Source organism: Tropicimonas sp. S265A (genome assembly GCF_049800835.1).
In the GTDB taxonomy this organism is placed as follows: domain Bacteria; phylum Pseudomonadota; class Alphaproteobacteria; order Rhodobacterales; family Rhodobacteraceae; genus Dinoroseobacter.
On sequence record NZ_JBNAFU010000007.1, the window covers coordinates 149,411 to 161,197 of the forward strand.

The following is an 11,787-nucleotide window of genomic DNA, read 5'->3' on the forward strand; positions in this document are numbered from 1 at the left end:
AAGAGGGTTCGCCGGGCCAAGGTCAAGGCCGCGCACCGATCATTTCCCTTACCCGGCGATTGCCGCTCGCGGATCGGCGGCTTTCGCAAGCGCCGTGCCAACGTATGCGAACACAGATCGAAAGCAGATGATTTCCGCCCGGCTCTCCTCGGTCAACCAGAGGGCGGCGGCGACTTGCCCCAACTGGGTTCGCCTGACCCGACCGGGCACAAGAACGTCCGGATGCACGTCCATGGGCACGAGCTTGGACAGAACCTCGCGTACACGCGGCCCTGATAAGGTAAACCCTGCGCGCATGTCCGAAACATCCGCCAACAAATGATGCGTCCCCTTAAGTGCCTCGGCAATCGAGGATTGATGCCGTTCCACATCATTCGCAGAGCAGACCAGCAGCAGTTCATCGGGTGAGAACCATGCAAGCGCCTCGCCATTGCCCGAAGCCAGGCCCAACGTGTCTGGCACCGGCAGCGACAACGCCGCTTCGATCTGGGCAGCGTGCAAGGAGAGGTCGGCACGAATGGCCAGCATTCCGCAGGGCTCCCAGCGCCGCAAGATCATGTCTTCAGACATTCTGCCGATCCCCGTTCTTGTCGTAGAAAACCGGGTCGACAACGCGCGCCGCAATGCGCCCCCCGGTCTCCGACGTGGCTTGCACGACCTCTCCCAGCCGCTCGGGGCCGCGGTGCAGCAGAGCCATTGCGATACCGCGTTTCAACGTCGGTGAGCGGTAGCTGGAGGTTACCCGCCCTTCGGTCACGCGCTGGCCGTTCGCATTGCGGCCCGCGCCCACGATATAGGCCCCGTCCGGCAGGACCGACGCGTCAAGCGTTTCCAGACCCACCAGTTTCCAACGGTCCGGGTTTGCCATGTGGGCCCGCAGATGCGCTCGCTTGCCCAGGTAGTCGTCCTTTTTCTTCGACAGAGCCCAATCAAGGTTCAAATCCTGCGGTATGACCGTTCCGTCGGTCTCATCCCCGATCATGATGAACCCCTTTTCGGCCCGCATGACATGCAGCGCTTCTGTCCCGTAGGGCGTGATCCCGTGGGGCTCCCCAGCCTTGAGTAACTTGTCCCACAGGGCGCGGGTCTGGCCTGCGGGCGCGGCAATCTCATAGCTCAACTCACCGGAGAAACTGATCCGGAACACGCGCACCGGAATGCCGGCAAGATCGCCGTCCACAAACTGCATGAAGGGCAACGCGGACCTTGATACATCGATCCCACCCAGGCCTTGCAGTACGTCGCGCGCCTTAGGCCCGACAACCGCGATCTGACCGTACTGCTCTGTCACGTTCTGGGTAAAGACCTGCCAATCCCACCACTCGCATTGCAACCAGTCTTCCATATGCGCGTGGATATGGTCTGCACCTCCGGTCGTGGTATGGCATAGCCATGTGTCCTCCGACAGGCGCGCCACGACACCGTCATCCATCAAGAACCCGTTTTCAGAGCACATCAGCCCATAGCGACATTTTCCGACCGGTAGCGTGCTCATCATGTTGGTGTAGAGCATGTCGAGGAACCTGCCGGCGTCGGGCCCCTTGACGAGGATCTTGCCCAGTGTCGACGCATCCAGCAGCCCGACACCCGTGCGGGTCGCCAGCACCTCGCGGGTGACGGCCTGCTCGGGCGTCTCATCGCCCTGCAAGAAACAGTAGGGGCGTCGCCAATGGCCGACAGGTTCGCAATAGGCCCCATGCGCGTCATGCCAGTCGTGCAATGGCGTTTGCCGAACCGGCTGAAACAGCTCCGCCCGTGCCTCCCCGGCAATCGCGCCCATCGAAATGGGCGTGTACGGCGGTCGGAAAGTCGTTGTCCCGACCTCTGGGATGTCCACTCCCAATGCACCGGATAGAACCCCGAGACCGTTGATATTACTGAGCTTTCCCTGATCAGTTGCCATGCCAAGCGTGGTGTAGCGCTTGGTGTGTTCAACGCTTTCGAACCCTTCTTGCGCGGCCAATTGCACGTCTGAGACCTTCACATCGTTCTGGTAGTCGAGGAACATTTTCGACCTCAACTCCGGCCCGGCCGCGCTCGGCAGCAGCCAGACCGGTTCGGACGGGTCCTCCTGCGGGGCCTCTGATACCGGCGCGCGAACTCCACTTGGATGCCCCACCCTTTGCGCGGCCAATGCGCCCGCTTCGGCGGCATCGACAAGCGCGGCCCCGAGGTGCTGCGCACCGGAGGCTGCCCCGGCGGGAATGACAAACGGCAATCCATCCGCCCCGGTCGGCGCCTTGGCAGGATCAGGTTTGAAACAGACCCGCGCAGCATCCCACGACAGCTTGCCCCCGCAGTGCGACCACAGGTGCACAACCGGCGACCAGCCGCCAGACATGGCAACGCAATCGCAGGCAATCTCTTCAACCTCGGCACCATCGCCCTGCGCATGGCAAACGGCGACCCCTGTGACCCGCGCGCCCCCCAGAACCCTTGCGATACCGCGCCCGGTCTTTACCTGCACGCCGCGCGCCCGCGCGAGCGCAGGAAGCACCCCGTCGGCCGTGGCGCGGGTGTCCAGCACCGCCGGAACCGTCAGCCCTGCATCCAGAAGGGTCAGGGCAGTCCGGTAGGCATCATCATTGTTGGTCACGATCACCGGACACTGCCCCGGCGCCACTGCAAAGTTCGTCACATAGTCGCGTACGGCAGAGGCCAGCATCACCCCCGGGACATCGTTGCCGGAAAAAGACAGCGGGCGTTCCAGCGCACCGGTCGCGGTCACAATCTGCTTGGCGCGGATGCGCCAGAGCCGGTGGCGCGGTCGACCGTCACCGGGCGTATGGTCCGCCACACGCTCACAGGCGAGCGCATAACCATGATCGTAGACGCCCGCACCCATGCAGCGCGCGCGCAGCGTGACGTTCTCCATCTTTTCCAGGGCTTCGCGGGTCGCCTTAATCCAACCATCAGGGCCCTGCCCATCAATCACCCCGCCATCCACGGGCGCACGCCCGCCCCAGTTCGCGGTTTGCTCGATCACCAGAACGCGCGCGCCGCCCGCAGCTGCTGTCATTGCCGCCTGCAAGCCCGCGACACCGCCACCGACCACCAGAACATCCGTGTGGTGATAGAGGTGCTCGTAGTGGTCCTCGTCGCGGTCCGTGGGCGCTGGCCCGAGACCGGCACTTTGGCGGATCACCGGCTCGAACAGGTGCTTCCAGAACGGGCGCGGATGGATGAAGGTCTTGTAGTAAAACCCTGCAGGCAGGAATTTTTCCACCTTTGCATTCAGCGTGCCGATATCGTATTCGAGGCTCGGCCAGTGGTTCTGGCTGCGCGCCGTGATCCCGTCAAACAGCTCCGTCGTTGTGGCGCGCTGGTTCGGCTCCATCCGCCCGCCGGTTCCGATGGTGAGCAAGGCGTTTGGTTCCTCGGCCCCGGACGCCACAACCCCGCGCGGACGATGGTACTTGAAAGACCGCCCCAGCAAGGTCTGCCCCGCCCCCAGCAGCGCCGAGGCAAGCGTGTCCCCCGCATAACCCCGCATCGCGCGCCCGTTGAAGGTGAACGCCACGCGTTGGCTACGGTCGATCAGGCGACCTCCGGTGTTCAAGCGACCGCTCATGCCTCGACCTTCCAGTCCGGACGCCGGGCACGAATGGCCGCAACGATGTGCTCGGGCGGCTCGGACGTCTGAGCCGAATAGGTTCCGAACACCTCCAACGTCACCGTGCAGCGCGCGGCCAGAAACCACTTCCCGCAGCCATAGGCGTGACGCCAGCGCTCGAAATGCACGCCCTTGGGGTTCTTGCGGTGGAACAGATACGCCTCGAACGTAGCATCGTCCGCGTCCATCCCGGCACGCTTCAGATGCGCCTCGCCCCCCGGGGCCAGTTCGGTTTCGGTAGCGGTCACGCCGCAATAGGGGCAGGTCAGGTGGAGCATGTCGCCTCCGGAGGACGGGGGATCATCGCAGCGCCTCGATCGCCAGATCGCCGAAACCCCATTGCAGGGTGGCGAGGGACAAAAGCGCAGTGTTGCCCGAGTTGATGGCTTCGGCCTTGCGGCGCAGGCGGGTGAAGGCGCTCTCCTCAGTGAGAAAGTCGAGCGTGTAGCCTTCGTTCGGCAGGTCTTCGGGCGTGGTGCCCGAAGCGAGGGCTTCGAACCGCAGCCCGTATTCATGCAGCATCGCCTCCACCGCGCGCTGGCGGGTCAGTTCGATCTGGGTGAGCCGGTCGGTGAAGAAGAGGATCGCCGCAGCGACACCCAGCGCTCCGAAGCGCTGAAAGAGTTCGGGGTGGCCGGCGGTCAGGCTGATCAGCGTGCCCAAGACGTAGATGACGAGGCCGATGACCGCGACCACACGCGGCAGGCGGCGTTGGAGCGCGGAGGGCCTAGTCATCTGCTCTCCGACGTGCTGCAATCTTCTTCTGAACTTTCGAAAGATGCTCTTCGAGCTTGTCCGCGCTGTCTTTTATATGTGCCTTGTGAGCTTCAGGAGCATATGGCGAGTCATCCACCGCACGCATTTCGGACAACGCAGCCGCAGCAACAAGAAGCTGGAGTTCTTCTATCTCCGTAACCAAAGCTTCGCTTCTCTCTACCGCTCGATCAAATCGCTCTATCTCGTGATCGCCAATTTTCAATCTTTTTACTTCACCAATCAGATCAACAAGCGACCGCCGAAACAATATCGCGACGATAACGACAGCCGCAGGCCAAGAGACCAGTATTTCGAGAAGCTGAAAAAGAACGAGCAGCCAACTGTCCATCAATGCGCCACCCCCGCCGCGACGCTCTCGTCTATGAACCGGCCCTCGCGGAAGCGGTCCAAGCCGAACTCTGCCGCCAGCGGCCCGGGTTCCCCTTTCGCGATCATCTCTGCGGTGGCCCAGCCTGAGCCGGGGATGGCCTTGAACCCGCCGGTGCCCCAGCCGCAGTTGATGAAGCATCCGCCAAGGGGTGTTTTTGAGATGATGGGGGAACGGTCGCCGGTCATGTCGACGATCCCGCCCCATTGGCGCAGCATCTTGAGCCGTGAGAGCATCGGGAAGGTCTCGATCAGCGCGCGCACGGTTTCCTCGATATGCTGGAACGACCCGCGTTGCGTGTAATTGTTGTACCCGTCTGCCCCGCCTCCGATCACCATTTCGCCCTTGTCGGACTGGCTCATGTAGCCGTGCACGGTGTTGGCCATGACGACCACGTCCATGCAGGGTTTGATCGGTTCGGAGACGAGCGCTTGCAGCGCTACACTTTCGATCGGCAGGCGGAACCCGGCCATCTCGGCCAGCACGCCGGAATGGCCCGCGACGACGATGCCCAGCTTGGCGCAGTCGATGGAGCCGCGATTGGTGTCGACGCCGGTGACCTGCCCACCTTCGGACCGCACGGCGGTCACTTCGGTTTTCTGCAGGATGTGCATGCCCAAATCGGAGCACGCCCGTGCCAGCCCCCAGGCGACCGCATCGTGCCGCGCGGTGCCGCCGCGCGCCTGCCACAGCCCGCCGAGGACTGGGTAACGCGGTCCGTTGATGTCGATGATCGGCACCAGTTTCTTGACCCGTTCTGGCCCGATGAACTCGGTCTGAACTCCTTGCAACGCGTTGGCGTGGGCGGTGCGCAGGTACCCGCGCACCTCATGATGGGTTTGCGCTAGCATGATGACCCCGCGGGGGGAGAACATGATGTTGTAGTTCAGATCCTGACTGAGCGTTTCATAAAGCGACCGGGATTTTTCATAGATCGCGGCGGAGGGGTCCTGCAAATAATTCGACCGGATGATCGTGGTGTTGCGGCCGGTATTGCCACCGCCCAGCCAGCCCTTTTCCAGCACCGCTACGTTGGTCATGCCGTGGTTCTTGCCGAGGTAATAGGCGGTCGCCAGCCCATGCCCGCCAGCCCCGACGATGATCACATCATAGGACTTGCGCAGTTCGGGATTGGCCCACGCGCGTTCCCACCCCGTATGGCCGCGCATCGCCTCGCGGGCGAGGGCAAATACGGAATAGCGTTGCATGGCGTCTCCTGACCGGTCTGCCCCTTGATGCCTCCTGCCCCAGCTTTGGCCAATTCGACAAGCGGCGCAATCGGTCAAAAACCGACATGAGGGTTTCGCAAGTGCTTGGCCCGCGCTATGGGGCGGCATGGCATCTGATATCTTCGATGATCTCGCGGCGTTTCGGGCCGCCTGTCCTCCCGGACGGCCCCTTGTCGGCTTGGACTTGGGGACCGTGACCCTGGGTGTGGCTATCTCGGACCGGCTGTGGACAGTCGCCACCCCTATGCAGACGATCAAGCGCAAGAAATTCGGAGTGGATGCGGCCACGCTTGAGGCGATCCTGCGTGACCGAGAGGTGGGCGGTATCGTCCTTGGTCTGCCGCGAAACATGGACGGGTCCGAAGGGCCACGCGCGCAATCCACACGGGCATTTGCCCGCAATCTTGCCGCGCGGGACGCACCCCCGATCGCGTTCTGGGACGAGCGGCTCAGCACCGTGGCCGCCGAGCGCGCCTTGCTTGAGGCGGATACAAGCAGAAAAAAGCGTGCAGAGGTTATAGACCACGTCGCGGCGGGCTATATCCTGCAAGGCGCACTGGACCGATTCCGGCATCTGGCGCAAGCAGAGGCAGAGCAGAATGAGTGACGACATCTGGAAACGGGCCGAGATAGAGAGCCCGTGCGTTAAGGTCTGCGTGATCCATCCCGAGACACGCTTGTGCACCGGGTGCCTGCGCACGATCGACGAGATCGGTGCGTGGTCGTCCTTGAGTGTCGAGGCGCGCCGCGCGGTTATGGCCGATCTGCCCGCCCGCGCACCGCTGATTGCGCAGCGCAAGGGCGGACGGGCGGCGCGGCTCAAGCGTCAGCTTGGGTGATCCAGGCTTTCGCCGCCTCGAAATCGTCTTCGTCATAGGTTCGGATTTCGGCCTTCATGAACCGCGACAGCACCTTTTGCGCAAGTTTGACCCACGCATCGTCCATCACCACGGCGACCCGGTCCGGGATCTGGTAGTGGTCGCGTAACAGGCTGAGGTGTTCGCGCAGCCCACCAAGCCCTTGCCACCCCTCGAACCCCCGCAGGTCGAGCAGCAGGCGCAGCCCCCCTGCCCGGTTGACGAAGGCATCTAGGTCGCCGTCCGCCTGCGCGTAGGCCACGGGTGCAAGCTCGCCCATCAGCTCGACATGCAGGGCTGTGCCGCCCATCTCGCGCATGTGGATCGCGCCGAGGGATTCCGAAAGCCAGCGGCGCGCTTCGTCCAACTCGTCCAGATCGAAGGCCTTGACCGGGCACGGCATCATGAAGGCCATCGCCTTTGTCACGGTTTGCAGCCAGTCCTTGTCGGTGACCACAGCCGCGCGCGCGAACCCAGACCAGTGCTTCATGCCAAGGCGCGCATCTTCCCATGCGGCTCCGAGGTCAAACCCCTCATACGCCTCGTCGACAACAATCAAGAGCTTCAGCCTGTCATTCTCGACCAATGCGCGCTCGATGATCGGGCCCAAGATGGTCTCGTAATCCTTCGCCGTGACCTTGCCGGTGACGCGGAACTCCAGCGTGCCTTCGGGGCGTCCGGGGATGTGTTCGATCATGATGGCTCCCTCCTGCTTGGTTTATGCCCCCAGTTTAGCGCAGGTGCATGACGCGTATTTGATCCCGATCAGATCGAGGGAATGCAGGGTCCCGTGACGCTGCGTTACGCGGCGGTCAGGACGCTACTCGCGCATGCGGGTCGGCGATATGCGCCAAGGCAGCGTCGAGCGTGTGAAGCCCGGCGTCCGGGCGATGGCCCTGTTCGGACAGAATGCGCCGCCAGCCCCGCGCCCCCGGACGCCCCGCAAATACGCCCAGCATGTGCCGCGTCACCTGTGCCAGCTTGCCACCGCGCGCCAGGTGATCGGCGATATAGGGGCGCATGGCCGCGACAGCATCCTCCGCAAGACGCTCCGTCCCGCCGCCAAAGACCCGCATATCCGCGCGGCCCAGGATCCTTGCCGGGTCGTGATAGGCCGCGCGCCCGATCATCACCCCGTCCATGCCGGCTTCCAGATGTGCCACCCCCTGATCAAGGTCCGTGATCCCGCCATTGATCGACAGGTGCAGGTGCGGGAACGTGTTTTTCATGGCGTGAACCAGTGGATAATTCAGGGGCGGCACGTCGCGGTTTTCCTTGGGGCTGAGCCCTTGCAGCCAGGCCTTGCGCGCATGGATCGCGAAACGACTGACCCCGGAGTCCGAAACGCGGGCAAGAAAATCCGGCAAGATGGTCTCAGGCTCTTGGTCATCCACGCCAATGCGACATTTTACGGTGATCTCAGGACCATCGGACGCCGCGATCATGGCCGCCACGCAGCGGGCAACAAGTTCGGGTTGTTCCATCAGGATCGCACCGAAGCTGCCGGATTGAACCCGATCTGACGGACATCCGACGTTGAGATTGATCTCGTCATACCCATAACCGCACGCAATGCGCACTGCCTCCGCAAGCTCCTGCGGGTCGGATCCACCAAGCTGCAACGCGACCGGATGCTCCGCCTCGGAATAGCTGAGAAACCGTGCGGCATCCCCGCGCACAATCGCGGGCGCGGTGACCATCTCGGTATAGAGTAATGCGTGCTGCGACAGTTGCCGATGAAAATACCGGCAATGCCGGTCGGTCCAATCCATCATGGGCGCAACAGACAGTTTAGCGTTCTGTTTTATATTCATTTTTTTCGTTTCTTCGATCTGTTGGCAGTAACGGTTGCTACGCAAGCGAGACGACCCTTCGCCCCAGCCCGCATCATCAAGCCCGCCAAGCAGAGACCCAAAGGGGGCAAGGGCTGGCGCCTAAAAGCACATCCGTCTCTCGCCTCCAGACATTCGGCAACCTCATTGACCTCCATATAGCCAAGATGTTCGAGGTAGGGAAACCGCCGCGTCTCAGCAAGGCCGCCACGCTTACGACGCTCAAACGCGATCTCGGGAAGGAAAAGAGCGGCCATCTCGACCGGCAGAAGCTAATCGACTCCTGCAAGATGCGCGCGGAGCAAGGTGCAGGCCCGGTGACGCTCGGGATCGACATCGGCATGATAAAGATGATCATCACCAACGCGGCGGCCGTGCATGGCCTCGATATCCCTCCGCGGCCAACGCTCCGGTTGGGACGCGTTGAACCTCTTGTTCCGCTTCGCCAGGGCAACGAACGCCTGGCGCAGCCCATGACCCGGATGAAATCTGACGGTTCGACCGGAGCGATCCCGATGTGGGCCGCCGCAGGCTCCTGATCCGCGACCGTATGGGAGTGCGCAGAAAGACCGGAAAAGACCAGCGGATCCCCCTTTTCGCCGCCACCGGCTTCGATGCCAACGTGCTGGTCACGGAACAGGCCAGGCATCTCGGTCACACCAATGGGCGCATCTTTCCAAATAATTCCAATCGGCCGGGACTGCCTTTCGGCGCATCCGCATGAGGCCGGTGACAAGAACCTGCATTTCCATGACTTGCGACACCAAGGCACAAGCCGCCTTTGCGAGGCAGGCGCCGCCGTCGAACAGGTGGCCCTCGTCACCTGGACTAAACGAGGCTGCGCGGGCGCTCGCGCGGCTCGCTATGCCTGGTTGGTCGCCGTGCAAGTTTGGCCGAGACGAAGTGCCTTTGCGGAGGACTATCAGCGACAGTCTCAAAACCGGCCCGATACCACGCTCACCTCTTGGAACGTTGCTTTGGATTGCTAAGTGAGTTGGCATATGCGCACATCCGGGATGAACTGCTTTGCTTACGGCCTTGTAACGCAACTGCGACGCTAAACCTGCCATGGTGTCCACAGACCGAGAAACGGTTATTCAATCCGCGCAAACGTGTGGGAGCGCGCTTTACCTTGACCAAACGAAAGAGAGCTGAGGCCACGCAGAATATGTACAACAACCGTCGCAAAGCAAAACGGCTCCAACTTGTTGCTGCACTGGCAACTTGCGCAGGTGTACTGGCCGCCTGCACACCGCGAGCAGAATTGGCGCCGGTTCAAGAAGCGACGCAACCAGAAAATGCGCTTCGTTCTCCGCTTTGCGATCGAAAACGATGGAATACTCGGGGTTGGCTCGCACCTTTTCGGCGTAGCGCATCACGAACGCGACACAGACCAGCCAACAAACCACGAGGATGATCAGTCGAAGAAGAATGCCGTCGGTGAACGCGACCCCGGCCGCGTCCGAGGCAATGACCGTAGCGAATGGGTTAATCGTCGAGCCAAGGGTTCCGACACCTGCGCCAAGCATGATGATTGCAACCCCTGTGACGGCATCGTAACGCGCGGAAATCATCACGGGGATAATCAAAGTGTAAAAGGCGAGGCTTTCTTCAGCCATCCCGTAGATGGTCCCGCCAGCTGCAAAGAGCCCCATGAGGATCGGGATCATCCATTTTTCCCGACCCTCAAGCCGGCGCATGGCTTTGCCAATACCGGCATCTATCGCCCCGGTTTTTGCAACAACGCCCAGGAAGCCGCCAATAATGATGACGAACAGCGCGACGTCGATCGCACGCGCTTCATAGCTTCCGGGATCATAGAAGCCTGCAACCGGTGCCACGAGCACATCGAACACACCTTGCGGGTTGCTTTCGATGACCTGATAGGTTCCCGGCACGGGAACCGCGCGCCCGAGGTCTTCGTTCTCCACGCGATCATATTGACCAGCCGGTACGATCCACGTCGCCGCAGCGACCACGATGATCAACAGGAACAGAATACTGTAGGCTGATGGAAATTTGAGTGTCATTTCATCGACCGGGCCTGCTTCAATGGACCAAATGACAGCCGAAGCCGCAGGAGTGTCCAGTAGCTGCAAAAAAACTTCACAATGGCTACTTACACGATGATTTCATTTAAATTTCTTCATATATTGCCAACGGCTTGATCTCGGACAAGCGGCAGTGACAAAGATGTTCAACCGTGACACGGCGGCGGCACGAAGCACCGCCCTGGCGCCGCCAGTGCCAAGCAAGGCTTCAGGCGGAAATCCATGAGCGTTGGGGGTGCTCGTAACTCTTGCAGTGCGACTTTCGCCTACAGGATCGGTTCAGGGAGATGTTCGGCAACGTTTCCTCTAGATCGCCAGCCTCACACTGGGGATCGTTGACTTCGGTCGAGGTCGCCGCATGCGCGCTGCCGCCCGCCAGGCGCTTCTTCCCGGTTTCGAGGAACGCTTTCGACCAGCGGTCACACGGGGTCTGCGAAATACCCTCGCGGCCACACGGCCACGCAAGACTGACTTCGGCCTAGAAACCGTCCACAGCGATCCTGATCTTCTGCTCGGCCGAATACTGGTGCGGGTGGCCCGGCGGATGTCCTGGCTCACGGTTCCCGATCGCTCATGTGCTTGTCCGACCGGGGCCTACAGCGTGAGCGTCGCCCTTCAACTGCGGCGCATCGTGTCGGCGTTCAACGCTTCGACTGGCCCCGGTCGGACACAGTCTGTTGCGAGAGGTCGGCAAGGATCGGGCATTCCGGGCGGGCATCACCGTGGCAGGCCTGGACAAGATCGGCCAGCGTCGCCCGCATGGATTTCAGGTGCGCAATCTTGGCGTCGATCGCGGCAAGATGATCCTGGGCCAGAGCCTTGACCTGCGCGCTTTCGCGGCCGTCGTCCTCGTAAAGCGCCATAAGGGTCCGGCAGTCCTCTATCGAGAAGCCGAGCGTCCGTGCGCGCCCGAGAAATGCCAGCTTGTGAAGATCGTTCTCCGTGAAGGCCCGATAACCGTTCTGCCCGCGCTGCGGACACACGAGGCCGATTTCCTCGTAATAGCGGATCGTCTTGGCAGGCAGACCGGAACGGTCCGCCACTTCGCCGATATTCATCCC

General features: G+C 62.0%; 13 protein-coding genes. 3 read left to right on the forward strand and 10 right to left on the reverse strand.

Features of this window, described 5'->3' with window-relative positions; translation table 11 throughout:
• Positions 1–48: 48 nt before the first annotated feature.
• Genes ACP15N_RS16165 through ACP15N_RS16190 form a run of 6 tightly spaced genes read right to left on the reverse strand, consistent with a single transcriptional unit; the run spans position 49 to position 5,965 of the window.
• Positions 49–570: a sarcosine oxidase subunit gamma gene (locus tag ACP15N_RS16165; protein WP_425093364.1), complete on the reverse strand. Its 522-nt coding sequence runs from the start codon at positions 568–570 to the stop codon at positions 49–51.
• Entirely contained in the window at positions 563–3,571 is a 3,009-nt protein-coding gene (locus ACP15N_RS16170; protein WP_425093365.1) for a sarcosine oxidase subunit alpha family protein, read from the reverse strand. Before ACP15N_RS16170 ends, ACP15N_RS16165 begins: the two co-directional genes overlap by 8 nt.
• Positions 3,568–3,891: a sarcosine oxidase subunit delta gene (locus ACP15N_RS16175; protein WP_425093366.1), complete on the reverse strand. Its 324-nt coding sequence runs from the start codon at positions 3,889–3,891 to the stop codon at positions 3,568–3,570. Before ACP15N_RS16175 ends, ACP15N_RS16170 begins: the two co-directional genes overlap by 4 nt.
• A gap of 22 nt (positions 3,892–3,913) precedes the next feature.
• Positions 3,914–4,348: a hypothetical protein gene (locus ACP15N_RS16180; protein ID WP_425093367.1), complete on the reverse strand. Its 435-nt coding sequence runs from the start codon at positions 4,346–4,348 to the stop codon at positions 3,914–3,916.
• On the reverse strand, positions 4,341–4,718 hold the full coding sequence (locus tag ACP15N_RS16185) for a hypothetical protein (protein ID WP_425093368.1): 378 nt from the start codon (positions 4,716–4,718) through the stop codon (positions 4,341–4,343). The genes ACP15N_RS16180 and ACP15N_RS16185 overlap by 8 nt, the downstream gene beginning before the upstream one ends.
• Positions 4,718–5,965, reverse strand: a complete 1,248-nt coding sequence (locus ACP15N_RS16190) for a sarcosine oxidase subunit beta family protein (protein ID WP_425093369.1) — start codon at positions 5,963–5,965, stop codon at positions 4,718–4,720. The genes ACP15N_RS16185 and ACP15N_RS16190 overlap by 1 nt, the downstream gene beginning before the upstream one ends.
• Before the next feature lie 127 nt (positions 5,966–6,092).
• Here ACP15N_RS16190 and ruvX point away from each other — a divergent pair, with 127 nt between their 5' ends.
• Together ruvX and ACP15N_RS16200 are read left to right on the forward strand one after the other, a co-directional pair.
• Complete coding sequence (gene ruvX / locus ACP15N_RS16195) at positions 6,093–6,593, forward strand: Holliday junction resolvase RuvX (RefSeq protein WP_425093370.1); 501 nt, start codon at positions 6,093–6,095, stop codon at positions 6,591–6,593.
• Positions 6,586–6,825, forward strand: coding sequence for a DUF1289 domain-containing protein (locus ACP15N_RS16200; RefSeq protein ID WP_425093371.1), 240 nt, complete (start codon positions 6,586–6,588; stop codon positions 6,823–6,825). Before ruvX ends, ACP15N_RS16200 begins: the two co-directional genes overlap by 8 nt.
• Here the strand turns inward: ACP15N_RS16200 and ACP15N_RS16205 are convergent.
• On the reverse strand, positions 6,806–7,540 hold the full coding sequence (locus tag ACP15N_RS16205) for an STAS/SEC14 domain-containing protein (protein ID WP_425093372.1): 735 nt from the start codon (positions 7,538–7,540) through the stop codon (positions 6,806–6,808). The genes ACP15N_RS16200 and ACP15N_RS16205 overlap by 20 nt on opposite strands.
• A gap of 115 nt (positions 7,541–7,655) precedes the next feature.
• The gene (dusA, locus tag ACP15N_RS16210) at positions 7,656–8,618 is read right to left on the reverse strand and encodes a tRNA dihydrouridine(20/20a) synthase DusA (protein ID WP_425093373.1); all 963 of its coding nucleotides are present in this window, start codon (positions 8,616–8,618) and stop codon (positions 7,656–7,658) included.
• Positions 8,619–8,842: 224 nt separating this feature from the next.
• On the opposite strand from dusA, the gene ACP15N_RS16215 reads away from it, so the two are divergent.
• Positions 8,843–9,214, forward strand: a complete 372-nt coding sequence (locus tag ACP15N_RS16215; protein ID WP_425093374.1) for a hypothetical protein — start codon at positions 8,843–8,845, stop codon at positions 9,212–9,214.
• A gap of 588 nt (positions 9,215–9,802) precedes the next feature.
• Here ACP15N_RS16215 and ACP15N_RS16220 read toward each other — a convergent pair.
• The gene (locus ACP15N_RS16220) at positions 9,803–10,705 is read right to left on the reverse strand and encodes a hypothetical protein (RefSeq protein ID WP_425093375.1); all 903 of its coding nucleotides are present in this window, start codon (positions 10,703–10,705) and stop codon (positions 9,803–9,805) included.
• Between the two features lie 662 nt (positions 10,706–11,367).
• The gene (gene cueR, locus ACP15N_RS16225; RefSeq protein WP_425093376.1) at positions 11,368–11,784 is read right to left on the reverse strand and encodes a Cu(I)-responsive transcriptional regulator; all 417 of its coding nucleotides are present in this window, start codon (positions 11,782–11,784) and stop codon (positions 11,368–11,370) included.
• Positions 11,785–11,787: the final 3 nt, after the last annotated feature.